The organism is Sinomonas atrocyanea, assembly GCF_030811715.1.
Lineage (GTDB): Bacteria > Actinomycetota > Actinomycetes > Actinomycetales > Micrococcaceae > Sinomonas > Sinomonas atrocyanea_A.
In genome coordinates, this window is record NZ_JAUSRH010000002.1 from 89,650 (window position 1) to 114,188 (window position 24,539).

Below are 24,539 nucleotides of genomic sequence, written 5' to 3' on the forward strand. Positions count from 1 at the left end.
GCGTCATGGCACTGCACACCGAGGCCCGGAAGGACAGGGCCTGCCTGATCGTGCACGGCCCCGACAAGCCAGGCATCGTGGCGGCCGTGGCGGCGCTCGTGACCCGCAACCAGGGCAACATCGTCACGCTCGACCAGTACTCCACCGACCCCACCGGCGGAGACTTCTTCCAGCGGGTCGAGTTCATCCGGCCCGACCTCGCGGTCGCGATGCCGGACCTCGAGGCGGACCTCGCCGCGACCCTGGGCCCGCTGGACATGCAGTGGAAGCTCACGGGCCTGTCCGTCCCCAAGCGCATGGCCATCATGGCCTCGACCTCCGACCACTGCCTCCTCGAACTCCTGTGGCGGCACCGGCGCGGCGAGCTGCCCGTGACGATCCCCATGGTGATCTCCAACCACACGAACACCGCCGAGGACGTGCGCTCGTTCGGCATCCCGTTCTTCCATGTCCCCTCCGCCGGCCCGGACAAGGCCGCCGCGGAGGAGGAGATCCTCAAGCTCGTGGCCGGCAACGTCGACTTCGTGGTCCTCGCCCGGTACATGCAGATCATCTCGGCCGACTTCCTCGACCGGGTCGGGGTCCCGCTGATCAACATCCACCACTCGTTCCTGCCGGCGTTCATCGGGGCCGCGCCGTACCGCAAGGCCAAGGAACGCGGCGTTAAGCTCATCGGCGCGACGGCCCACTACGTGACCAAGGACCTCGACGAGGGGCCCATCATCGAGCAGGACGTCGCCCGCGCCACGCACGCCCACACGGCTGCCGACCTCCAGGCCCGCGGAGCCTACGTGGAGCGCGCCGTGCTCTCCCGGGCCGTGCAGTGGCACGCCGAGGACCGCGTGATCCGGCACGGCAACCAGACCATCGTCTTCTGACCCAACCCCCAAGACCCTTCCGAAGAGAAAGAGGTTCACCGTGGCACCGAAGAATCTGCAGGAAGTCCTCGACGCATCCAAGGGCGCCGTCGACCTGCTGCGCAACTCCCAGATCGGCTCCTACATCTACCCGGTGGTCCCGGCCGACTTCCAGAACTGGATCAAGGAGCAGAAGGCGTGGCGCGAGACGGCCGTCCTCTACGACCAGTCGCACCACATGGACAACCTGTTCCTCAAGGGCTCGGACGCGATCAAGCTGATCACGTCGACCGCGATCAACTCCACCGCCAACTTCCCGGTGGACAAGGCCAAGCAGTACGTGCCCACCACGGCCTCGGGCCACGTGATCGGGGACGGCATCCTCTTCCGCGAGGCCGAGGACGAGTACGTCTACGTGGGCCGGGCCCCCGTGACCAACTGGCTCCTGTACCAGGGCGAGACGGGCGGCTACGCCAACCTCGACATCACGGCCGACCGCCGCTCGCCCTCCCGCCCCTACGGGCATGCCGTCACGCGCCAGTACTACCGCTTCCAGATCCAGGGCCCGAAGGCCTGGGCGGTCATCGAGAAGCTCAACGGCGGCCCGGTGGAGCAGCTGAAGTTCTTCAACATGTCCACCATGACCATCGACGGCACCACGGTCCGCACGCTCCGCCACGGCATGGCCGGCGCCCCCGGCCTCGAAGTGTGGGGCCCCTACGCGGACCACGACCGCATCATGAACGCGATCATCGAGGCCGGCGCGGAGTTCGGGCTCGTGCCCGTGGGCTCCCGCGCCTACCCCTCCAACACCCTCGAGTCCGGCTGGATCCCCTCGCCGCTGCCCGCGATCTACACGGGCGAGGCCGAGCGTGGCTACCGCGAGTGGCTCCCGGCGGACGGCTACGAGGCCACCGGCACGCTCGCCGGCTCGTTCGTCTCGGACAGCATCGAGGACTACTACCTCACGCCGTGGGAGCTGGGCTACGGCTCGTTCGTGAAGTTCGACCACGACTTCATCGGCAGGGACGCCCTCGAGAAGATCGACCCGGCGACCCAGCGCCGCAAGGTCACCCTCGCCTGGAACGCCGAGGACATGACGAAGATCTTCGGCTCCCTCTTCGACGTGGACGGGCCGCAGTACAAGTTCTTCGACCTGCCGCTGGCCAACTACGGCTCCGCCAACTACGACTCCGTGGTGGACGCCGACGGCAACGTCGTCGGGTTCTCGATGTTCACCGGCTACAGCGCGAACGAGCGCCGCGCGCTCTCGCTCGCCACCGTGGACCCCAACGTCCCCGAGGGCGCCGAGATCAAGGTGGTCTGGGGCGAGCCCGACGGCGGGAGCCGGAAGGCCGCCGTCGAGCCCCACGAGCAGATCGAGGTCCGCGCTGTGGTGAGCCCCGTCCCGTACTCCACCGTGGCCCGCACGGAGTACCACGGCGGCTGGCGCACCAACTACCAGACGGCCTAGGTTGGGAACTCGGCACGGGGCGCATTGCCCCGTGCCGAGTCCGTGTCGCAAGGAGATTCCATGAGCCTGAGGTTCGCGCTGCTCGCCCTGCTCAGGGTCGGCCCGCTCTCGGGCTATGACCTGCAGAAGCAGTTCTCCCTCTCGGTGGGCCACGTGTGGCACGCCCCCGATTCCCAGATCTACCCCGAGCTGCGCAAGATGGAGGCCGAGGGCCTCATCGAGGGCGAGGAGCAGGCCCGCGGCCAGCGTGCCACGCGGCGCGTCTACCACGTCACCCCGGCAGGGGAGCGGGCGTTCCTCGACTGGATGGGCACCCCGCTCGAGTACGCGCGGGTCCGCGATCCCGCCCACCTGCGCGCGGCCTACCTCGAGGCGGCCACCCCCGCGGCGGCCCGCGAGTTCTTCCGGGCCCACATCACCCAGTGGGAGGGCGAGCTGGCCCAGTGGGAGGGCGAGCTCCGCCGCATCGACGCGGTGGCCAACCCCATGCTCGCCCGGCGGCTCGCCGTGACGGAGCCCGGGGCCCGCGAGCGGACCGTCGCGTTCAAGCGCTTCACGTACGAGGGCCTCGTGGACCGCGCCCGCTCGGAGATCGCCTGGGCGCGGCGCGGCCTCGAGCTCGTCGAGGGGCTCGAGGCGGCCGACGGCGGGTGGGCCGGCTCGCGCGCCACCGGCGCCTGATCCGCTCCGGCCGCCGCCTACTCCGTGTTGGCGTGCGCCGCCTTGGCGGCCGCGTTGTCGACCCGGCGGCGTTCGGCGAGGATCAGGCAGACCGCATCGAGCGCCAAGTGGGTCGCCTGGTCGAACAGGCTCGAGAGCGGCTGGACGCTGGCGGGCTCGCCCGGCCGCCGGTACTTGGTGGCGGCCGGGAGGACGAGGCGCGTCGCGGCCAGCTGCCCGAGCGGGGAGTCCGGGTCCGAGGTGACCGCGTGGACCCGCGCCCCGGCCGACGAGCCGGAGCGGGCGATCTGCACGGTGTGGCCGGTGGTGCCCGAGCCGGAGACCGCGACGAGGAGGTCTCCGGGGCCGACCGCCGGCGTCGTGGTCTCTCCCACCACGTGGACGGCCAGGCCCAGGTGCATGAGGCGCATCGCGAAGGCCCTGGCCATGAGGCCCGAGCGGCCCTCGCCGGTGACGAAGACACGCGGCGCCTCCTCGAGCGCCCGCACGGTCTGCTCGAGCCCGTCGCGGTCGACGCGCGCGAGGACCGGCTCCAGTTCGCGGGCAATCGTGGTCAGGGGATCATCGGCCACTGCGGGTCCTTCCGTCGATGCGGTCCAGCTGCTCGCGGAGCTGTTCCGCGGCGGCAAGGGGGTCGGGAGCGCCGGTGACGGCGCCGCCCACGATCACGCGGAGGCGCGGGATCGCGGCGAGCGCCGGCAGGTCGTCCACGCCGAGGCCGCCTGCGAGCGCGAGCCTGCGTCCGGCCGCCCACGCGCCGAGCAGGCTCGCGGGGCCGGCGTGCGCGGCCTGGACGTCCTTGGCCACGTGGGCGGCGAGGACGACGTCGTCGGGTAGGTCCGCGGCGAGCCGGGCGCGCCGCTCCTCGGTCGTCGCCATGAGGTCGACGACGGTCTCCGCGCCGTGGTCCTGCGCGGTCCGGATCGCCTTCTCGAGGGTCGCGTCGTGGGCGACGGCGAGGACGGTCGCCGACCGCGCGCCGGCCTCGAACGCCATCTGGAACTCGGTCACGGCGTCGTCGGCCGTCTTGAGGTCCGCGAGGACCGGCGTGGGCCCGGCGGCCGCGGCGATCTCGGCGACCACCCCCATGCCGTGCGCCTTGATGAGCGAGGTGCCCACCTCGATGACGTCCGCGGCGGGGGCGAGGGCCCGCGCGAGCGCGAGCGCCCGAGGGCGCGGGATGCGGTCGAGTGCTATCTGGAGCTCCATAGAGGGGTCCTCCTCGGGGTCAGGGAGCCGGCGCCAGGGTGGCGGCGGCGGTGAAGGCGGCAAGCTGCTCCCGGGTGGGGAGGCCGTCGCGGTCGCCGCGGTGGGTGGTGGCCAGAGCGCCGACGGCGCTCGCGCGCTCGAGCGCGGAGGCGTCGTCGAGCCCGTCGAGGAGGGCGCTGATGAGCCCGGCGGCAAACCCGTCGCCCGCACCGACGGTGTCGACCACGCTGACCCGGAAGCCCGCGTGGTCCCACCGGCCCCGGGCGGTGTGGAGGGACGCGCCCGCTGCGCCGTCCTTGACGGCGACGCGCGTGGCCCCGAGGGCGAGGTAGAAGTCGGCGATGCCGTCGGCGCTGTCCCGGCCGGTGAGGAGCCGCCCCTCCGCCCGTCCCGGCAGCACCCAGTCGGCCCTGCTCGCGATGGCGTTCGTCGCGTCGATCAGCTCGGCCTCGCTGGTCCACAGGGTGGGCCTGATGTTCGGGTCGAAGGAGACGGTCGCGCCGTGGGCACGGGCCACGTCGAGGGCGCGCAGGGCGAAGGCGCGCGTGCTCTCCGAGAGCGCGAGCGGGATGCCGGTGAGGTGCAGGTGCCGCGCCGAGGCGATGCACGCGTCCGTCGCCTCGCTGGAGGCCAGGCGGCTGCCCGCGGAGCCCTTGCGGAAGTACCGCACCTCGGGGTCGCCGCCAAGGGCCAGACTCTTGAGCTGGAAGCCGGTGGGGGCGGCGTCGTCGACGGTCACCTCGCCGGTGTCCACGCCCTCGGCCCGGAGCGTCTCCAGGGCGTACGTGCCGAAGGGGTCTGCCCCCACGCGCCCGATCCAGCCGGAGCGGTGCCCGAGCCGGGCGAGCCCGACGGCGACGTTGGTCTCCGCGCCGGCCAGCCCCCGCTCGAAGGTGGCCACCTCGTGCAGGGGGCCCGGCTCGCACGCCATGAACATCACCATGGCCTCGCCGAAGGTGACGGCGTCCAGGGGCGCGCTCATGCCGCGGCCTCCTGCCGCGGCGACCAGGCCTCCACGGGGTTGCCAAGCTCTCCCAGCCCGTCGATGCGCACCGAGACCGAGTCCCCGGGCGCGAGCGGGACGTCGCGTCCCGGGGCTCCGGTGAGGATGAGGTCGCCCGGCCCCAGGGGCATGAGCTGGGCCAGATAGGCGAGGATCTCGCCTGGGTCGCGGGCCAGGCCCGCAGTGGAGGCCCGGCTCGCCTCGGTCCCGTTGACGGCGACGGTGACCGAGAGGTCCGCCGGGTCGAGGTCTGTCTCGATCCAGGGCCCGACCGGGGTGAAGGTGTGCCTGCTCTTGGCGGCGGTCCAGAGGGGGTCCTCGCCCTGGGCGTCCCGGTCCGTGACGTCATTGGCGACGGTGAGGCCCAGGACGCAGGAGAGCAGGTCCGAGGGCCGCACCCCCGAGGTGTCCCGTCCGATCACGAGGGCGAGCTCGCCCTCGGCGACGGTCCGGCCGGCGTCGTCCGGCAGCCGCAGGGCGGCACCAGGGCCGACGACGGTGCGTGCGGCCTTCAGGAACGCACCCGGAGGGAGGGCCCTGTCGGCGGAGCCGGTGTTGTGGGCCATGCCGACCACCGTGCGGGGCTCGACCGGGGCGAGCAGCCGGGCGCCGGCGGCGGGGACGCGGGTCCCGGTGCTCCGCGGCCGGCCGGCGAAGGGGTCGGTCACCACGGCGAACTCCTCGCCGTCCCAGCTCGCGTAGTCCTTGCCGCCGGCGTGGGCGATCCTGCACACGCGCATGTCAGGACTCCGCGCTGCGCAGCGTCGAACCGGACGGCGCGGCGGCGCGGGGCCGGACGAACGGGATGAGCACGGCGGATCCTGCGAGGCTGACAGCCATGAGCAGGAAGGATGCGCTGCTCGAGCCGGTGGCGCCGTCGAGCCAGCCCACGAAGTAGGAGCCGACGAAGCCGCCCAGTGCGCCGAGGGAGTTGACGAGCGCCACCGCGGGGCCGGCCACCTCGCGCGGCATCAGCTCCGGGATCGCGGCGAAGAACGGCCCGTACGGGGCGTACATGGCGGCGCCCGCGATCACGAGGAGGACGAACGCTGCCCAGAAGTTCTTGGTGCCGAGGAGGTACGAGCCGTAGAAGGCCACCGCGCTGAGGGCCAGCCACGGCCAGACGTAGCGGTTGCGGTGGCCGGAGAGGTCCGAGAAGCGGCTGTTGACGACCATGAGCACGACAGCGAAGACGTAGGGGATGGCGGAGATGAGGCCCGTCATCCCGATGCCCGCGCCGCTCGCGGCCTTCACAATCGAGGGCAGCCAGAAGACGAAGCCGTACACGCCGAGGCTCCAGAGGAAGTACTGCACCGAGAGCAGGACCACGTTGCGGGAGCGCAGCGCGATCCACAGGGACGCCGCGGGGGCCATCGAGCGCTGCTCGGCCTCGAGGGCGTCCTCGACGGAGGCGCGTTCGGCCGGCTTGAGCCAGCGCGCCTGGTGCGGGTGGTCGGAGACGAGCGCCCGGAACACGAACGCCCAGGCGATCGCGGGCAGGCCCTCGATGATGAACATCCAGCGCCACGAGGTCGCCTCGATGAGGTAGCCGGACACGGCGGTGAGCCACAGGACGGTGACCGGGTTGCCGAGGATCAGGTAGGTGTTGGCGCGCCCGCGCTCGGCCTTCGTGAACCAGTGGCTCAGGAAGATCACCATGGCGGGCAGGACGGCGGCCTCGACGACACCGAGGAGGAAGCGCACCACCATGAGCCACGGGACGGAGGAGACGACGCCCTGCAGGGAGGCCAGCAGGCCCCAGGCGAGCAGGCTCCAGAAGATCAGGTTGCGGGCGCTGCGGCGCTCGGCGTAGATGCCGGCCGGAACCTGGAACAGGAAGTAGCCGAGGAAGAACAGGGCGCCGAGCAGGGCGGAGACCCCGGCGTCCAGATGCAGATCGCCCTTCATGCCGCCGGCGACGCCGATCGAGTAGTTCGATCGGTCGAGGTACGCCAGCGAGTAGGTGACGAAGGCGATGGGGAGCAAACGGGCCCAGCGTGCCCGGCCCGGAGAAGCTGCGGCCGCGCGGGCCAGCCCGGGATGTGTTGCCGACTGGTCGGACATGAGATCACCTCACTGTGATGTTCCATATGATGGAAGGGCTTATCGCCACTTGGAATAAAGTGTGCTCTCTTCCATCGGACTGCACAAGGGTTTGGGCGCAACCAATTCCTCGAACCGGCAGATGCTCCCACATGGTGGAATGGTTCTGGCATACTGGGGGCCATGACCCAGACTCCTCCGGACATGGTCGGGAAGGCCCTGCTGCTCCTCACCCTGCTCGGCGACTACCCTGACGGGGCGTCCCTCTCAGAGGTGGCCAGGAAGGCTGGGTTCCCCCTGAGCACGGCCCACCGCCTCGCGGCCGCCCTCGTGCGCGACGGCTATGCGAGCGTCGACGAGGTCAGCCGACGGTACAGCCTCGGGCTCCAGACCTTCTCCCTCGCCAGCCGGGTCGCCCACCGGCACGGGTTCGCAGGATCCGCCCTGCCCGTGCTCCGCCGGCTCGCCGACCAGACGGCCGAGAGCGCGCTCATGTCGGTCATCGACGGCCACCACCAGCTCTACGTGCACCACGTCCAGGGCAGCCACTCGGTGAGCGTCAGCGGAGAGCCCGGGCGCCGCGGGCCGCTGCACTGCACCTCGATGGGGAAGGTGCTCATCGCCTTCGCCGCCGAGCCCGTGCGCAGTGAGCTCGTGGAGACCCTCGAGCTCACGGCCTACACGCCCCACACCATGGTGGACAGGGAGCAGTTCCGGAAGGAGATCGAGTCCGTCGCCGCCCAGGGCTACGCGATCGCCGACGAGGAGCACGAGGCCGGAATCCGCGCCATCGGCGTCCCCGTCCGCAACCCGGACGGCCTCACCGTCGCGGCGCTGTCCGTCGCGGCCCCCGCATACCGCGTGAGCCGGGAGAAGCTCCTCGACTACCTCCCGCCCCTGCACGAGGCCGCGCGGGAGCTGACTGTCCTCCTGCCCCCGCGCTGACCCCTCTGGGGTCCTTCGGCGCGGGGCGGGCCTCGCCCGGGACGTAGGGCAGCAAGGGTCTTGACGGCCAGGGCTGACAATTAATAAAATCGAGTTACAAATCAACCGGTCGGCCCGAAGAACCCCCAGCATCGCGGCCGACGCACCCAGCCGGCAGCCCGCCCGCCCCAGTCCGGGACGGGCGGGCGCCAGCCGCTCCGCCCGGGGCAGCGCCTTTCAGGCCTGTCCCACGGCTTCGCCGCACGCACCGCGGTTCCCCATCAGCCGGGCGGCCGCGGCCGCCCCTGCGAAAGGGCATCCATGGGAACATGGGCAGCTCTCGCGCACCAGCCGGCCTTCCCGATCGGGACCATGCTCCTCCTCACCGACGGCACCGTCATGTGCCAGTCGGGCGGTTCACGGAGCTGGTGGCGGCTGACGCCCGATGAATCCGGCAGCTACGTCGCGGGGACGTGGACGCAGCTCGCCGACATGCACAGCTCGCGCCTCTACTACGCCTCCGCCGTGCTCCGCGACGGCCGCGTCCTCGTCGCCGGCGGCGAGTACAGCGACGCCGGCCCGGACACCGACACGGCAGAGGTCTACGACCCCGTCGCCGACACCTGGACGAGCATCGGCAACCCCGGCTGGGGCCACCTCGGCGACGCGGCCGCGTGCCTGCTCGCCGACGGGCGCCTCCTCGCGGGCAACCTCAGCGACGGCCGCACGGCCGTCTACGATCCCGGGACCGACGTCTGGACCGCCACGGGCACCATGGCAGCACGCTCCAACGAGGAATCGTGGACGCTGCTCCCCGACGGGTCCGTGGTGACCGTCAGCTGCGCGAACCACCCCCACGCCGAGCGGTACATCCCATCCACCGGAGCGTGGATCGGCGCCGGCTCCACGCCGGTCGAGCTCGTCCAGGCCTCCTCGATCGAGATCGGCCCCGCACTGCTCATGGCGGACGGCCGGGTGTTCTGCGCGGGTGCGACCGGCCACACCGCCCTCTACACGCCCTCCGGGGACGCCACCGGGACGGGCACATGGGCCGCTGGGCCGGACTTCCCGGCGGACGCTCAGGGCCGCCTGCTCAAGGCGAAGGACGCGCCAGCCGCGCTCCTGCCGAATGGGCGCGTGCTCTGCGTGGCCGGACCCGCCGGGGACGCGGCGGGGGACTGGCCCACCCCGACGATGTTCTTCGAGTTCGACGGAGCCTCCCTCACGCGCGTCGCCGACCCGCCCAACGCCGACCAGGTCATCTACCAGGGCCGCATGCTCCTGCTCCCGACCGGGGAGGTGCTCTACGGAGCCCAGACCGCCGCCCTCTACGCGTACCAGCCGGACCCCGGGGGAGACCCGGCCTGGGCGCCAGCGATCACCTCGGTCCCCACGAGCCTCGGCATCGACGGCACCTACACCCTCACCGGGACCCAGCTCAACGGGCTCTCCCAGGCCGTGGGCTACGGCGACGACGCGCAGATGGCCACGAACTACCCCCTCGTCCGGCTCACCGGGACGTACTCCGGGAAGGTGCGCTACCTGCGCACCGCCCAGCACTCGACCATGGCCGTGGCCACGGGCACCGCAGCCGTCTCGACCCAGTTCACCGTGCCCAACGACCTCGAGTTCGGGCCCTACGAGCTCAGCGTCGTGGCCAACGGCATCGCGTCCGCGCCGGTCGCGGTCACGGTGGGCCTCGGATCCGGGCGCGCGGAGTACCTCGTGGTGGACACCTGGACCCCGAGCCAGGACGGCGCCCTCTGGGCGTACGTCGGCGGCGCCTGGCGCGGCCGGGTCATCGGCCAGTCCGAGCTCGTCGGCGTCGCCCAGGACCTGTTCTCCGCGGACGCGGTCGACGTCTGGTGGGACGCCGCCGGGCTCGTCACCGCCCGGGCCTGGTCCCCGGCGCACTGACCGCCCACGTCCCTCCCACCCGCCCGCGCTTCTCGCGCCCGCCCACGTCCCTCGCACCCGCCCACCCACCCTGACCCCTAAGGAGCCAGCCATGCCCACCCCCTCCCAGGCCGTGATCGACCAGCTCGACGCCGCCTCGAACGCCCTGGCCGCCGCACCGTCGTCGGCCTCCCAGCCCGCCGCCCCGCCCCAGCCCGGGGCGGCCCCAGCGAAGCAGCCCACCCCCGGCGCCGCGCCGGCCGGAACCGGCGGCAACGCGACCACCCACTACCTCGTCCTGGACCACTACGTGGCCGGCGGCCCCGCCGCGCTCTGGGCCTACGACGGCGCAGCCTGGCGCGCCGGGCTCGTCTCCGAGCCCGGCGACGAGCAGGGCTTCGTCCAGGTCGCCTTCGCCGCGAACCGCGTCGACGTGTGGTGGGACACCAGCGGCTCGCTCAGCGTCGTCCGCTCCTGGAAGTACCTCTGAGAGGCGAGGACCAGCCATGACCGCAGCATCAGCCCCGCGCGCCGCCCACTCCTACGGCTGGGTGCCCGACGTCCCCGACCAGCGCGACCACCTCTACGCCGCGCCCCGCGAGGTGATCGGCGCCCTCCCGCCCTCGGCTGACCTCACCGCAGGCTGCCCGCCCGTCTACGACCAGGGCCAGCTCGGGTCCTGCACCGCCAACGCGATCGCCGCCGCGCTCGAGTTCGACGCCGACAAGGAGGGCATCGCAGGCTACACGACACCCTCGCGACTGTTCATCTACTACAACGAGCGCGCCAAGGAGCACACCGTGGCGAGCGACTCCGGCGCCCAGATCCGCGACGGGATCAAGTCGGTCGCCGCCCAGGGCGCCTGCCCCGCGAGCGAGTGGCCCTACGACATCGCCCAGTTCGCGGCCAAGCCGGGCGAGCAGTGCTACATCGACGCCAAGCAGCACCGCGCCGTCGCCTACCAGCGCGTGGCCCGGTCCATCGCCCAGATGCAGGGCTGCCTCGCCGCCGGGTACCCCTTCGTGTACGGCTTCACCGTGTACGAGTCGTTCGAGGGCCCGGAGGTCGCCCGGACCGGCGTCGTCCCCATGCCCGCACCCAACGAGCAGGTCCTCGGAGGCCACGCCGTCCTCGCGGTCGGGTACGACAACGCCACCCAGTGCTTCCGCGTGCGCAACTCGTGGGGCACCGGCTGGGGCCAGGCGGGCTACTTCACCATGCCGTACCAGTACCTGCTCTCGACCGGCCTGGCCAGCGACTTCTGGACCGTCCGGACCGTCGCCTGACATGCGCGGCGACCCCAGCACTCCACGGGCGGGAGAGCGCGACATCCTCGAGCTCCGGGTCCACGGCGTCCGCAACACGCCGCCCCAGGAGATGCTCGGGGTCGCCGTCGACCAGATCGAGATCGCCCGCGACGGCGCCATCCCGCTCGCCGACAGGCTCGCCGGCTTCTACACCGCCAAGGACCCCGACCCGGCCGCTCCCACGCGTATCGAGGCCTACAGCTGGGGGCACCTGGACCGCTTCGCGAAGGGCCGCGGCTTCCTCACGGGCGTGTGGCGCACGGCGTACAACGTGGTCTGGTTCCTCGTGGCCCCGTTCGGCTTCGCGAACGCCGGCTACTGGGCGCGCGCGTTCGAGACCGATCCCGGCCGCGAGGGCGGCCTGCGCACCGGCAGCGGCGGCGGGATCACGCGGCTGTTCGGCCTCGCGCTCACGCTCCTGCTCACGTCCGCCGTTTCGACCGTCGTGTTCGACCTCGTGGCCGTCCAGTGCTTCCTGCCGGCCGACCGGGCAGGCACATGGCGCGTCTGCAGCGCGCTGCCCGGCCAGCTCGACGGGCTCGGCCAGTGGACGCGCGGCCAGCGCCTCGCGCTGTTCTCGCTCGCACCCCTCGCCGCCGTCGCCGCGATGGCCATCCTCGGGCTCATCAGCGACGTGCGGTTCCGCACCCGGATCCACGACGCCGCCCGGGTCCGCGCGGCGCGCGGAGCGCCGGACGCCCTCCCGCTGGCGGTCCCCGAAATGTGGATGCGGCGGCGCGTCAACTCGCCGACGGGCCTGACCCACCTCGCCGCGAGCCTCGACCTCGTGGTGGCGACGCTCGCGTGGGACGCCGCCCCGCACGACGGCGCCGCCGCACCGACGCTGTTCGTCCTCGCCCTCGTGCACCTCGCCGCCTCCGCGGCCATGATCGCGTTCTGGGCGAGGTCGGTGCGCGCCCCGCACCCGGTCCCGGACTGCGAGAGCCTGCTGCGGCGGCTCGCCGGCAGCCGCGACGCCCAGGCGGGGCTGCTGCTGGTCCTCGCCGCCGTCATCTACGTGCTGTGCCTCGTGCTGGAGATCTGGGGCGCGGGCACCAACGTCCCCGGCCCGTTCGGCGGCGGGCAGCTCACCCCGACCCTCATCCTCGTGGCCCTCACCGTCCTGGCCACCGCCGGATGCGTGGTCCGCGCCGGCTACAACGAGTGGATCGCGGCGGCCGTCCTCTCCACCGGGACCGCCGCCCTCTGGGCCCTGCTCGCCGGCTGGCTCGATCCGCTCGGACCGGGCGCGAACGCGGCGGCGCTGGCCGTCGTGGTGCTCAGCGGCGTGGCCGTCGTGGTGCCGTACCTGTCCCTGCGCCGCAGGAACGCGCGCGCCCGCGAGGAGGCGTGGCACGGTGCGGGGCCCGGGGTCTTCATGTTCCTCGGGCTGCTGGTCGGGGCGTTCCTCGCGAGCGCCCTCGCCCTCGGGGCCGGCGCCTTCCTCCGCTCGGGCCGGTTCCAGACCAGCGCCGTGCCCGGGGACCCGCTCTTCCGCGCCGTCTCCCTGCCCGGAGGAGCGCATGACATCGCCGTGCCGATCGCCTTCTGGGCCTTCGGCGGGGTGCTCGGCCTCATGGCCGCCGTGGTGATGCTCGTGCTCATCGTGGTCGGGCTCCTGAAGCTGCGCAGCACGACCATCGACGATCCGGCCATCGACCCGACGGAAGAGTGCTACCGCCCCGAGATCGCCCGGCAGCGCCGCGCCAGCGCCTTCCTGCAGCGCGCGGAGCCGCTGCTGCACTTCATCGCGTGGACCGTCGGCGTGGCCGTCGCGACCTCTCTCGCGCTCGCGGTCCTGTGGCAGTACCGGGACCGCAGCGGCCGCTGGGCGTGGGTGCGCGGCGTGCTCGCCAGTGCCTTCGGGGCGGACTCCGTGGCCGCGCTGTGGCAGGCCGGCCAGCTGATCGTCCTCACCTCCGTGGTGCTCGGGGGCGCGGCGGTGCTGGCGCTCGCCGTCGCCAAGGCGGCCGCGCCGGACGCCGCGCGGCCGCTCGGGCTGCTGTGGGACCTCATGGCGTGGCTCCCGCGGGCCGCGCACCCCTTCGGGCCGGCGTGCTACAGCGAGCGGGCCGTCCCCGAGCTCGCCGATCGCATGATCCGCTGGCTCGAGCCGGACGGCGTCCCGGACCCGCGCCGCAGGGTCCTGCTCGCCACCCACAGCCTCGGCACGGTGCTCGGCGTCGCGGCGCTGTTCCACCTCGCGGCGACCGGCCACGCGGACCTGCTCCCGCGGGTGCGGCTGCTCAGCTTCGGCATGCAGCTGCGCCCGTACTTCGGCCGGTTCTTCCCCGAGCTGTTCGGGCCGGACGTGCTGGGCACCCCGGGGGTGGGAGCGCCGTCGTTCTGGACCGCGGACCCCTGGAAGGGCAAGGACCTGCCCGTCCTCGGCACGCCGCCGCGCAGCCGCGCCCGCGTCCTGGCCCGCGTGGGCGGCTCCGCCGGCCCGGGCTCCGGCGCGCACGACGCCGGCCGCTCGCCCGCCGCCGGACCGCTCACCGCGCTGCTCGGCTCGGCATCAGTCCGGTCCGCGCGCCCCGGCACTGACGGGCAGGGCGCCGCGCAGGCCAGCCCGGCGCAGCCCGTGTGGCTGAACCTGTGGCGGCGCACCGACTACCTCGGGTTCCCGGGCTACTCGTACGCCCGGGACGCGAACGTCCTGGACCGGCTGGCCCTGGAGATGGAGCCTGACTCCTACATGGCCCAGGTGGCGACCCACGGCAACTACCTGCCCACGGTGGCCTACCTCGAGGCGCGCCGCGACCTGCTCCTGAACTGGTAGCCGGCGTTCAGCGGGGCCCGAGGCGCTCGAGCCGCCGGGCCCAGCTCGGGGCGTGCTCGGGCCGCGGGCCGATCGCGATGAACCGCGCCGGGATCCGCTGCAGCAGCGGGAACCGGCCCACGAGCTTCAGGGGCAGCGGCAGCGTGTCCGGCGAGGTCGCGAGCGCGCCCCGCAGCGCGCGGTTCACCACGCCCCGGTGCGCAAGGCGCTGGAAGGCCTGCACGAGCCTCGTCGGCGGGAGCCGGCGCCGCTGCACCGCCGCGAGCACGTCCTCGGGGACGGGCCCGGGGGAGCGGCGCATCCACTGGCCCACGATCCGCGAGGCGGCGACGGCGTCCTGGATCGCGAGGTTGATCCCCACGCCGCCCACGGGGGACATGGGGTGGGCGGCGTCGCCGATGAGGAGCAGGCCGTCGCGGTGCCAGGTGTCGAGCCGCTCGATGCGCACGTCGAGCAGCTTGACGTCCTCGAGCCGGTCGGGCGCACGGTCGAGGCGGTCGGCGAGCCACGGCTGCAGCCGGGCGAGCCGCGCCCGGAAGGCGTCGAGGCCCTCCGCGCGCAGGGCCTCGTCCTGGCCCTTGGCGATGAGGTAGCCGCACTGCCAGGAGTCCCCCCGGTCGATCATGACCATGAACTCGCTCCCCGAGAGGCGCCCCACGCCGCCGTCCGGGTCGCCGGCGTGCCGCGGGAGCCGGAACCACTCGACGTCCACCGGGACCCCGAACGCCCGTGGGGCGAGGTCCGCGCCCACGCGCACCGCGGACCAGCGGCCGTCGCACCCCACGACGAGGTCGGCGGCCAGGGTGTGGTCGGCGGGTCTCGGCTCCTCGGCCGCCGGGGGCCGGTAGTCGCGCCAGCGCACCCCGGCGACCCGGCCGGCGTCGTGCGTCAGGCCCACCACCTCTGCCGAGCGCAGCAGCGTGAAGTGCGGCTCGCGGGCCGCCGCGTCGGCGAGCATCTCGAGGAAGTCCCACTGCGGCACGAGCGCCACGTGCCGGTGCAGCCCGGGCAGCGACCGGCCCAGGTCCGCAAGGCGCACGGTGCCCGCGTCGAGCTGGATCTCGGCCTCCTCGAGGAGGCGGTGGGGGAGCGCGGCGAACGCCGAGCCGAGCCCCAGCTCGTCCAGGAGCGTCAGGGTCGAGGCGTGGACGGTGTCGCCGCGGAAGTCGCGCAGGAAGTCCGGGTGCTTCTCGAGCACCACGGTGTCGATCCCGCCGCGTGCGAGCAGCAGTCCCAGGACCATGCCCGCGGGGCCGCCGCCCACCACGGCCACCCGCGTCCTCTCCGGTGCAGCCATGGCCCAAGGGTACGCGGCGGCCCCGCGCGCGGAAACGCCGCATCAGGACATGCGCGGTTCCGGGGCGGGAACGGCGCGTCCTGATGCGGCGTCGCGCGGGGTGGGGATCAGTTCTTGAGGTACCCGTTCGGGTTGAGGACGTACTTGGTGGCGGCGCCCGCGTCGAACTCCGCGTAGCCGCGGGGCGCGTCCTCGAGCGTGATCGCCTTGGCGTTGACGTTCTTCGCGATCGAGACGCGGTCGTGCAGGATCGCCATCATCAGGCCCCGGTTGTACTTCATGACCGGGCACTGGCCCGTGGTGAAGGACAGCGACTTGGCCCACCCGGTGCCCAGGCTCAGCGACAGCGAGCCCTTCTGCGCGGCCTCGTCGATGCCGCCCGGGTCGCCGGTGACGTACAGGCCGGGGATGCCGAGGGCGCCGCCCGCCGCCGTGACGTCCATGAGCGAGTTCAGCACCGTGGCCGGCGCCTCCTTCGCGCCCGCCCCGTGGCCCTTGGCCTCGAAGCCCACGGCGTCGATGCCGCAGTCCACGAGCGGCTCGCCGAGGATCTGCTCGATCTGCTCGGCCGGGCCGCCCTTGGTGAGGTCCACCGTCTCGCAGCCGAAGCTCGCGGCCTGCTTGAGCCGGTCCGCGTTCATGTCGCCCACGATCACCACGGCGGCGCCCAGGAGGAGCGCGCCCGTCGCCGCCGCGAGGCCCACCGGCCCGGCGCCGGCCACGTAGACGGTCGAGCCGACGCCCACCCCTGCGGTGACGGCTCCGTGGAACCCGGTCGGGAAGATGTCCGAGAGCATGGTCAGGTCCATGATCTTCTCGAGCGCCTGGTCCTTGTCCGGGAACTTGAGGCAGTTGAAGTCGGCGTACGGCACGAGCACGTAGTTCGCCTGGCCGCCGACCCAGCCGCCCATGTCCACGTAGCCGTACGCGGAGCCCGGCCGGTCGGGGTTGACGTTGAGGCAGATGCCCGTCTTGCGTTCCTTGCAGTTCCTGCAGCGGCCGCAGGCGATGTTGAACGGGACCGAGACGAGGTCGCCGACCTTGAGGAATTCGACGTCGGGGCCGGTCTCGACGACCTCGCCGGTGATCTCGTGTCCGAGCACCAGGTTCGGCGGGGCCGTGGTGCGGCCGCGGACCATGTGCTGGTCCGAACCGCAGATGTTGGTGGCGACGGTCTTGAGGATGACCCCGTGCGGGACCTTGCGCCCCACGTTGGCCGGATTGACCCCGGGCCCGTCCTTGAGCTCGAACGTCGGGTAATCGATGTCGATGACCTCGACCTTGCCGGGCTCCTTGTAGGCGACTGCCTTGTTGCCTGCCATTGGTTGGTACCTCTCTGCTCCAGTGAAGCAGGGGCCCCCGCCCCTGCGGTGCTGATTCAGCGGACCGTCTCGGGCGTCAGCAGCGGCTCTTGGGGGACCGCGTGGCTTACCGCTGACGTCGTCGTGTGGCGGTCTTCGAACCCTAGGCACGTCGCGGACGGGGGTCAAGGGTCCGCGGTCCCCCGCAGCACCAGGGGCCGCGGCACAACGGGCGACAGCACAACGGGGCCACAGCACAACGACGCCGCACCCGCGCCCCGCTTGGCTCCTTCGGGGGAGCGGCGAGGCGCCGGTGCGGCGTCGTGCGGGCGGGCTGGGCCCCAGGGGGGCGGGCCCAGAGAGCGCCCGGTAACCCGGCTAGCGGGACGCCCCTGCGATCGGGGCGTCCGCTGGCGGGAGAGGGGCTCCGGGATCAGGCCGGGAGCTGGAGGACCTGACCGGGGAAGATCAGGTTCGGGTTGGCGATGGTCTTGGCGTTGGCGTCGGCCAGGGCCTGCCAGCCGCCCTTGACGCCGAGCTTCTCGGCGATCTTGCCGAGGGTGTCGCCCGAGACGATCGTGTAGGTCTTGCCGCTCACCGCGACCTCGGCGGCGTGGCGGGCAGGAGCCTGCTGGACCTGCTGCACCTGCTGGACCGGGGCGGCCTGCTGGACCGGAGCCTGCTGGACCGGAACGACGCGCTCGACCGGGGCGGACTGCACCTGGATCGGGGTCGGGTTGGCGCCGGCGGTGCCGGAGAGACCCAGCTTGGCCGAGCACGCGGGCCACGCGCCCCAGCCCTGGCCGGCGAGCACGCGCTCGGCAACGGCGATCTGCTGGGAGCGGGACGCCGTGGTCGGCGAGCCCGTGCCGCCGTACGCGGCCCAGGTGCTCGGGGTGAACTGGAGGCCGCCGGAGAAGCCGTTGCCCGTGTTGATGGACCAGTTGCCACCCGACTCACACTGGGCGAGGGCGTCCCACGTGGAGCCGTCGGCCGCGTTGGCGGCGGGGGCGCCGAGGGCGGCGGCGCTGAGCGCGGCACCGGACGCGGCGACGAGGGCGAGGGAACGGCGTGCGGCGGTAAGGGTAATCTTCTTCATAGGAAACTCACCATGCTCGGGGCTCCACCGGCACTCCTTCCGTCCCCGGAATTCGTCGTGCGCCGCCGGCCCCTGACAGCTCGAAGGTCAGGTCAATGGTGGCTGCGCAGACGGCGGCGAACGGTGGACGGCAGCACCCGGCATATGTGGCCAACGGCAGTCGGCCGCAGGCTTTATGACGCCTCGCAGAGAGCTATCGCGGGCGGAGTCCGTTACCGAACTGATACCTACGGTAGGGTACAAATCCTCTGTTGCCAAATCGTGATCCAGGGAAGGGTCGAGGAAGCCTGCGGCGGCGTGGGCTAGGCGAGGAGCCCGCGGACGTCCTCGGCGGTCAGGCTCGAGGAGAACATCGCGTCGTCGTCCATCACGGAGGAGAACAGCGCGGCCTTCTTCTCCTTGAGCTGCATCACCTTCTCCTCGATGGTGCCCTTGGCCACCAGACGATACGTCATGACCCTCCGGGACTGTCCAATCCGGTGCGCGCGATCCACTGCCTGGGCCTCCGCGGCAGGGTTCCACCACGGGTCCAGGAGGAAGCAGTAGTCCGCCTCCGTCAGATTCAGCCCGAAGCCGCCGGCCTTGAGCGAGATGAGGAACACCGGGGCCTCGCCCTCCTTGAACCGGGAGACCACCTCGCCGCGGCGCCGGGTGGATCCGTCGAGGTACTCGTAGGCGATCCCCGCCGCGTCGAGGCGTTCGGCGGCCTTCTTCAGGAACGAGGTGAACTGGCTGAAGACGAGGGCGCGATGGCCCTCGGCCACCACGTCGTCGAGCTGCTCGAGGAGGGCATCGAGCTTCGCGGGCGTCACGCCCTCGTGCGAGTCGTCCACGAGCGCGGGGTCCAGGGCCATGAGCCGCAGGAGGGTCAGGGAGCGGAACACGATGAAGCGGTTGCGGTCCAGGTCCTCGACCAGGCCCAGGACCTTCTCCCGCTCCCGCTGCAGGTACTGCTGGTAGAGCGAACGGTGCTTGGGGGAGAGCTCGACTTCGAGGCGCTGCTCGAGCTTCTCCGGCAGTTCGGTGGCCACGGCCTCCTTGGTGCGCCGCAGCATGAGCGGACGCACCCGACGGCGGAGCCTTGCCAGCCGCTCGGCGTCGCCGCCCTTCTCGATGGGTCGGGCGAAGTCCTGGGCGAAGTGGTTCGCGGCCGGGAACAGCCCCGGCGAGACGATTGCGAACAGGGCCCACAGCTCCATGAGGTTGTTCTCGAGCGGGGTTCCCGTCAGGGCGAGCTTGAAGGGGGTCTCGAGGTCCCGGGCACACTGGTGGGCCTTCGTGGCGCGGTTCTTGAGGAACTGGGCCTCGTCCATGATGAGCCCGGACCAGTCCAGGGCCGCGTAGGCCTCGAAGTCGAGGCGGAAGAGGGCGTAGCTCGTCACCACGATGTCCGCCCCGTGCGCGGACGCGGCCACGGGGGTGCCCGACTTGCCCTGCGTGTCCGTGAGGGCCACCGTGCGCAGGCCCGGGGCGAACCTCCCGGCCTCGGCCTCCCAGTTCGGCACCACGGAGGTGGGGGCGAGGACGAGGAACGGGGGCTTCGCAGCAGGGTCCGGGTCCGCGGTGCTGCGCGCGTGCAGGATCAGGGCGAGGGTCTGGAGCGTCTTGCCGAGCCCCATGTCGTCCGCGAGCACCCCGCCGAGGCCGTGCCGGTGCAGGAACGCCAGCCACTGGAAGCCCTCGTCCTGGTACGGGCGCAGGGTGGCCCTGAGCCCCTCGGGCACCGGCACCGGGTCGAGGGCATGCGGGTCGAGCAGCCCGTCGACGGTCTGCCTCCACCGGGCTGGCTCGACGGTCTCGCCCGCGAGCTCGGCGATCTCGTCCCAGAGCCCGGCCTGGTAGACGCTCAGCCTGGGCGGCCTCTTCGCCGGAGGGCCCTCGATGCGCCACTCGCGCAGCTCGTGGGACTCGTCGATGATCCGCTTGAGCCGGCGGATCTCCGGGGTATCGATGCGGAACCAGGTCTTGTCCGGCATGAGGACCCTGTCCCGGCCGCGCGCCAGAGCGGTGAAAATGTCCTGGAAGGGGATGGTCCGGCCCTCGACCTTCACCATGAGGCCGAGGTCGAACCAGTCGTTCTTCTCGGACTCGACCGCGCTGAGCACCAGCTGCGGGGCGCCCTCGAGCCGCCGGTAGTCCGGTTTGGTGCCCTCGATGCGCACCGCGACGCCCTCGAGCCGTTCCAGGGCCGGGAGGGCCCGCTCGGCGAAGTCGGCGGTGTCAAGGTCCTCGAGCCGCGCGGGCCCGATCGGCGCCCCCTGCAGCGGGCTGTCGGCGAGGACCTCCGCGACGCGCTGCAGCGTGCCCTCCTCGGCCGGCTCGTCCCGGTGGAAGCCCTCGCCCGGGACCGGCGCGAGCGGAAGCTGCCGGACGGCGTCGCCCGCCGGATACTCCCAGTGCCAGGCGAGCCGCAGCTCGTCCCGGGGTCCGAAGCTCGCGGTAAGCACGAGGAGGGGAGGCTCGATGGGCGGGAGGTCCACCGCGTCGTCCGCGGTGATCGTGACCGAGCGGGCGAGGTCCGGGTAGAACTCCGCGAGGAACGCCTCCCGGTCGGCGGCCGGGATCTCCACGCCCTCGGGGGTGCCCAGGAGCGCGCGTTCCCGCTCGCCGAGCCGCGACTCGGACTGGGCGAGGATGATCAGCTCCTCGTCGGCGCCGGTGCGCACCACAGCGTATGTGCCGTGGTCGCCGACCGTCCCTGCACGTTCCGTCGGCAGGGCGACGCCTTCGACGGCGAGGGTCGGGACGAGCCGGAGCGCGGCCGGGTCGTCCTCCCCGGGGAGGGCTTCGAGGCCGACGACGGCGGTCCCCTCCGCGAGGGTGACCCCGGTTCCGCGCCGGGCGGCGACCAGTTCGAGGCCGAGCGGGCCGGCGGCGCCGAGCAGCGTCCACAGCAGCGGGCTCGTGAACTCGTCCAGGTACAGCCAGGGATCGTTGCCGTTCCAGTAGCCGGACCCCGTCCCGAGGCGGAGGGCCTGCAGTTCGCGGAGCAGCTCGAAGTGCGGTGTGTAGAAGTCGCCGACGTGGTCCGGGCGCCCGAACCTGCTCCAGGAGAGGTCGCTGCGCAGCCACCGGCCGGTGGTCGGGTTGTACTCGACCGGCCGCATGCCCAGCCGGTGCTCATCCCGGCGGCGGCCCCCGGACCGGGCAAGGCGGGCGCCCAGACGGGTCTCGAGGTCGCGGAGCTCGAACTGGAGCCCGAGCCGGCCCGAGCGCCCCTGCAGATGGCGCTCGCCCGCGGGGTTGATGATGCGCCGCAGCTCGCCCTTCCACGCTGGCTCAGCGGCTCGCACTGCGCTCTTCTGGGAGGCCTCGGCGCGCAGCCGCTGCGTGTTCGCGGCGAGCACCACGGCGGCGACGTGCTTGCAGTCCGCCGCGATCGGGCAGGTGCACCAGCCGCCGGCGTAGCGGAAGGTGGCCTGCTGCGGTTTGAGGTACACACCGACCTCGTACGGCTCCGCCGCCGTGCCGAAGACCTCGGCCGTCATCTCCGTGATGTCGGGGTGCCAGGCGAGGTTCTCGACGCGTCCCTCCCTGGCATAGGCATGGGCCCGGGACATCGCCGCGGCGCCGATCCGGTTGACCATCCCGGCCACGTCCACGAGGGGCAGGGCTCCGCCTCCGGTGCCAGGATGCTGGCCGGGGAGGGAGAGCGGTGCCATGCCTTCATCGTCCCATGCGCCACCGACAGTCATGGGCCGGGAGGGCGGGGCTACGAGCAGCCCTGGCCAGTGGGGTTCGCGTTGCAGTCGTCGGCGTAGAGCTTGACCTCGGATCGCCAGACGCTGAGCGTCTTCGGCGTGCTGGGGACTGGGGCGCTGCCGGCGATGGTCTGATAGGGGCCGCCGTCCACCGAGAACTCGCCGGTGAAGACGGTCGTCAGCCCGACGTTCACGTCCCCCGTCGCCGCGTAGACGTGGCTCGTGGCGGTCTTCTCGCCCCACCGCGACTCGGGGATCGGGCCGCCGGGGACCGCGGTGACCAAGCTCGTCCCGTCGCCGTAGGACCAGCGGTACTCGCTCGGCTTGACCCGGATGTCCACCTTCTTGCCGACGATGGTGATCGAGAAGGACTGGTCGGACGGCTCTGCGTAGATGTTGGTCTCCGCGCCCTTGAGCGTGTGGCGTCCAGGCTGGCTGCCGAGCTTGGGTGCCTTGATCGGCAGCTCGCGCAGCTGCTTCTCCGTCACCGCGATGACGACGTCGCCCGGCCGCTCAGGCGGCTTGCTTGGGTAGAGGCATGCCTGCTCCAGCCGCTCCCACGGCGCCCCCTGCTTGCGGGTGTCCTGCCGTTCCCACACGACCATCTTTCCGTCCGGCTCGGCACTGCATCGGCTGTCTAACGCCGCACACGTTCCCGAATCCAACGTGTCGGTGTCTTCGGCGCAGGCGGGTGCATAGGAATAGACGAAGACCTCCTTCGCTCCTTCCACCCGTGGAAACTTGAACTCGACCTTGCCATCGGTTTGGCCATGGGCCTCGAGTTCGGCTCCGTCCCAGTCCACCCCGGTATCGGCCGTTGCAGCTGCGGCGGGAACGATCGCAGCAAGAAGCAGGCCGAGCGCTAAACGAGTAGGGGCTTTCACGCCCGACCTGCTTCAGAGGTTGTCCACTTGCCGTCCGCGTACCTCGCGTACAGCGCCTTTGCTCCCTCCGCTTTTCCTCCGTCAAGTGTCTTGGTCCGGGTACCTGCTTTGTCGAATTGAGCCGAAGACGACTCCTCCAGAGTGAAATAGCCAACCGCCTGACCGAAGGGATCCAACTTGAGGTCGCTGGAGAACCCTGAGACCGTCCAGCGCGGACCAATGTTCCATCCCCGCTCGTTCTTGACTTGATCACCTCTAGCGACGTAGACGTTGCAGATCTTGCAGTCAGGCTTTGAAACCGCCTTGAGCGGCCCCGTGTCGCCGGTCTCGAGCGCGTAGGTCACAGTGTCGAACCAGTACTGGGTGAAGGCCTCGAAACCCGCCTTGGTGTTCTCCTTGGCGGCTGCGGGCAGCTCGGGCTTGGGGAGGTTCCGGGCCGGCCCGGTGGAACTGGCAGGCGTGGGCCGGGGATCGGCGGTCGGCGTCGGCGTGGCCGCCGCGGAGGCGCTCGCCGAGCCGGTGGGCGAGACCTGGGACTCGGCGTCGGCTCCGCCCGAACACGCGGAGAGCACGAGGGCCGAGGCCAGGACGAGAGCGGGCAGGGCAGAGCGAAGCGTGCTGCGGCGAATCGCCATTGACATCCCCCGAGGTCGTTGGTGTGGGCGCCGCCCGGTGCATGGCGACGCTTGTCCGGCAGTCTACAAGCTCATGACTAGACCTGTCGGGAGTTATCCACAGGGCCGCTCACCGGGCCCGGGCCGGGAGGGCGTCACCGGTGCCGAGGCCGTGGAGCTCCCAGCCCGCGTCCCGCCAGGCCCGAGCGTCGAGGACATTGCGCGCGTCGAGCATGACGGCCCGGCGGACCCGGCACGCGGCCTCGGCAGGGTCGATGGCCCGGAACTGCGGCCACTCGGTCAGCAGCAGGACGAGCTCGGCGCCGTCGAGCGCCGCGGCCGGGGACGGCTCGAACTCGAGCTGTGGGAAGCGCAGCCAGGCGTTGTTGATCGCCTTCGGGTCGGTCACGACCACATGCGCCCCGGCTGCGGCGAGCCGCACCGCCACATCGAGGGCGGGGGAGTCACGGATGTCGTCGGTGTCCGGCTTGAACGCCGCGCCGAGCACGGCCACGCGCCGCCCCGCGACGTCGCCGCCGCAGAGGTCCGCGGCGCGGGCCGCGACGCGCCCGCGCTGGCCCTCGTTGACCGCGTCGACGAGGCCCATCCACGCGTCGACGGAGTCCACGCCGAGATCCTGTGCCTGGGCGCGGAACGAGCGGATGTCCTTGGGCAGGCACCCGCCGCCGAAGCCGAGGCCGGCGGCGAGGTAACGCTGGCCGATGCGGGGGTCCAGGCCCATGGCCGCGGAGAGCTGGGTGACGTCGGCCCCGGCGGCGTCGCACAGCTCGGACATCGCGTTGATGTAGGACAGCTTCGTGGCGAGGTAGGCGTTCGCCGCGGACTTGATGAGCTCGGCGGTCGCGAAGCCGCACACGATCCGGGGCACGCCGGCCTGCAGCAGGGGAGCGTAGACCGTATCGAGCGTCCGCGCGGCGGCCGCCCCGCCGTCGTCGTCCGCCACCCCGTACACGAGCCGGTCCGGCACGAGCGAGTCCTTCACCGCGGTCCCCTGCCGCAGGAACTCGGGGTTCCACGCGAGCCCGAGGTCCTCGCGGCCGAGCCACTCGCGCACGCGGTGGACCGTCCCCACGGGGACCGTGGACTTGCCGACGACGGCGGCCCCCGGCTTCGCGTGCCGGCCCACCGAGCGGGCGGCCGCCTCCAGGTACCCCAGGTCGGCGACGCCGCTCGTCTTGGCCTGCGGGGTCCCGACGCACAGGAAGTGCACGTCGCAGTCCGCGGCGAGGGCCATGTCGGTGGAGAAGGCGAGCCTGCCCGTGGCCCGGCCGTCGGCGAGGAGCTCCTCGAGTCCGGGCTCGAAGAAGGGTGCGGTGGCGCGGGCCAGGCGCGCCGCCTTGTCCGCGTCGGTGTCGATGCCCACGACGGTGTGGCCCATCGAGGCGAGGGTGGCGGCGTGGACCGCCCCGAGGTAGCCGCAGCCGATGACGGAGATCTTCATGGTGT

The 24,539-nt window shown here is 72.4% G+C and carries 20 protein-coding genes; 8 read left to right on the plus strand and 12 right to left on the minus strand.

The features are described from left to right. Window positions 1-5: 5 nt before the first annotated feature. From purU to J2W21_RS03350, 3 genes are read left to right on the plus strand one after another with little or no spacing between them, the layout of a single operon-like run. Window positions 6-878 carry a formyltetrahydrofolate deformylase gene (purU, locus tag J2W21_RS03340; protein ID WP_307113097.1) on the plus strand — a complete coding sequence of 291 codons (873 nt, stop codon included), beginning with the start codon at window positions 6-8 and terminating at the stop codon, window positions 876-878. A gap of 40 nt (window positions 879-918) precedes the next feature. Beyond that, entirely contained in the window at window positions 919-2,331 is a 1,413-nt protein-coding gene (ligM, locus tag J2W21_RS03345) for a vanillate/3-O-methylgallate O-demethylase (protein ID WP_307113098.1), read from the plus strand. A gap of 60 nt (window positions 2,332-2,391) precedes the next feature. Beyond that, entirely contained in the window at window positions 2,392-3,012 is a 621-nt protein-coding gene (locus J2W21_RS03350) for a PadR family transcriptional regulator (protein ID WP_307113099.1), read from the plus strand. Window positions 3,013-3,029: 17 nt separating this feature from the next. Here J2W21_RS03350 and hxlB read toward each other — a convergent pair whose 3' ends face one another. From hxlB to J2W21_RS03375, 5 genes are read right to left on the minus strand one after another with little or no spacing between them, the layout of a single operon-like run. Further along, window positions 3,030-3,584: a 6-phospho-3-hexuloisomerase gene (hxlB, locus tag J2W21_RS03355; RefSeq protein ID WP_307113100.1), complete on the minus strand. Its 555-nt coding sequence runs from the start codon at window positions 3,582-3,584 to the stop codon at window positions 3,030-3,032. Further along, window positions 3,574-4,221 (minus strand): orotidine 5'-phosphate decarboxylase / HUMPS family protein, encoded by a 648-nt coding sequence (locus tag J2W21_RS03360; protein ID WP_307113101.1) that lies wholly within the window; start codon window positions 4,219-4,221, stop codon window positions 3,574-3,576. Before J2W21_RS03360 ends, hxlB begins: the two co-directional genes overlap by 11 nt. Window positions 4,222-4,240: 19 nt before the next feature. After that, complete coding sequence (locus J2W21_RS03365; protein ID WP_307113102.1) at window positions 4,241-5,203, minus strand: sugar kinase; 963 nt, start codon at window positions 5,201-5,203, stop codon at window positions 4,241-4,243. Beyond that, window positions 5,200-5,964, minus strand: a complete 765-nt coding sequence (locus tag J2W21_RS03370) for a fumarylacetoacetate hydrolase family protein (RefSeq protein ID WP_307113103.1) — start codon at window positions 5,962-5,964, stop codon at window positions 5,200-5,202. Before J2W21_RS03370 ends, J2W21_RS03365 begins: the two co-directional genes overlap by 4 nt. Before the next feature lies 1 nt (window position 5,965). Next, a complete protein-coding gene (locus J2W21_RS03375; RefSeq protein WP_307113104.1) occupies window positions 5,966-7,210 on the minus strand; it encodes an MFS transporter in 1,245 nt (414 codons plus the stop codon). 240 nt (window positions 7,211-7,450) lie between these two features. Between J2W21_RS03375 and J2W21_RS03380 the strand changes: the two genes are divergently transcribed. The 5 genes from J2W21_RS03380 (at window position 7,451) to J2W21_RS03400 (ending at window position 14,176) form a co-directional block, all read left to right on the plus strand. Further along, the gene (locus J2W21_RS03380) at window positions 7,451-8,212 is read left to right on the plus strand and encodes an IclR family transcriptional regulator (protein ID WP_307113105.1); all 762 of its coding nucleotides are present in this window, start codon (window positions 7,451-7,453) and stop codon (window positions 8,210-8,212) included. Window positions 8,213-8,512: 300 nt separating this feature from the next. After that, window positions 8,513-10,108 (plus strand): kelch repeat-containing protein, encoded by a 1,596-nt coding sequence (locus tag J2W21_RS03385; protein WP_307113106.1) that lies wholly within the window; start codon window positions 8,513-8,515, stop codon window positions 10,106-10,108. Window positions 10,109-10,199: 91 nt separating this feature from the next. Further along, on the plus strand, window positions 10,200-10,577 hold the full coding sequence (locus J2W21_RS03390; RefSeq protein WP_307113107.1) for a hypothetical protein: 378 nt from the start codon (window positions 10,200-10,202) through the stop codon (window positions 10,575-10,577). A gap of 16 nt (window positions 10,578-10,593) precedes the next feature. Beyond that, entirely contained in the window at window positions 10,594-11,373 is a 780-nt protein-coding gene (locus J2W21_RS03395; RefSeq protein ID WP_307113108.1) for a C1 family peptidase, read from the plus strand. 1 nt (window position 11,374) lies between these two features. Continuing rightward, complete coding sequence (locus tag J2W21_RS03400; protein WP_307113109.1) at window positions 11,375-14,176, plus strand: hypothetical protein; 2,802 nt, start codon at window positions 11,375-11,377, stop codon at window positions 14,174-14,176. A gap of 7 nt (window positions 14,177-14,183) precedes the next feature. Here the strand turns inward: J2W21_RS03400 and J2W21_RS03405 are convergent, their stop codons facing one another. The 7 genes from J2W21_RS03405 to J2W21_RS03435 all read right to left on the minus strand — a co-directional run bounded on the left by J2W21_RS03405 (window position 14,184) and on the right by J2W21_RS03435 (window position 24,534). Continuing rightward, on the minus strand, window positions 14,184-15,473 hold the full coding sequence (locus J2W21_RS03405; protein WP_307113110.1) for an FAD-dependent oxidoreductase: 1,290 nt from the start codon (window positions 15,471-15,473) through the stop codon (window positions 14,184-14,186). 107 nt (window positions 15,474-15,580) lie between these two features. After that, on the minus strand, window positions 15,581-16,795 hold the full coding sequence (fdhA, locus tag J2W21_RS03410; protein WP_307113111.1) for a formaldehyde dehydrogenase, glutathione-independent: 1,215 nt from the start codon (window positions 16,793-16,795) through the stop codon (window positions 15,581-15,583). Window positions 16,796-17,207: 412 nt separating this feature from the next. Beyond that, a complete protein-coding gene (locus J2W21_RS03415) occupies window positions 17,208-17,873 on the minus strand; it encodes a LysM peptidoglycan-binding domain-containing protein (RefSeq protein ID WP_307113112.1) in 666 nt (221 codons plus the stop codon). Between the two features lie 302 nt (window positions 17,874-18,175). Next, complete coding sequence (locus J2W21_RS03420; RefSeq protein WP_307113113.1) at window positions 18,176-21,535, minus strand: DEAD/DEAH box helicase; 3,360 nt, start codon at window positions 21,533-21,535, stop codon at window positions 18,176-18,178. A 50-nt stretch (window positions 21,536-21,585) separates the two neighbouring features. Continuing rightward, complete coding sequence (locus J2W21_RS03425) at window positions 21,586-22,179, minus strand: hypothetical protein (protein ID WP_307113114.1); 594 nt, start codon at window positions 22,177-22,179, stop codon at window positions 21,586-21,588. 275 nt (window positions 22,180-22,454) lie between these two features. Then, window positions 22,455-23,093, minus strand: coding sequence for a DUF6318 family protein (locus J2W21_RS03430; RefSeq protein ID WP_307113115.1), 639 nt, complete (start codon window positions 23,091-23,093; stop codon window positions 22,455-22,457). Between the two features lie 109 nt (window positions 23,094-23,202). Next, window positions 23,203-24,534 carry a UDP-glucose dehydrogenase family protein gene (locus J2W21_RS03435; RefSeq protein WP_307113116.1) on the minus strand — a complete coding sequence of 444 codons (1,332 nt, stop codon included), beginning with the start codon at window positions 24,532-24,534 and terminating at the stop codon, window positions 23,203-23,205. Between the last annotated feature and the right edge of the window lie 5 nt (window positions 24,535-24,539).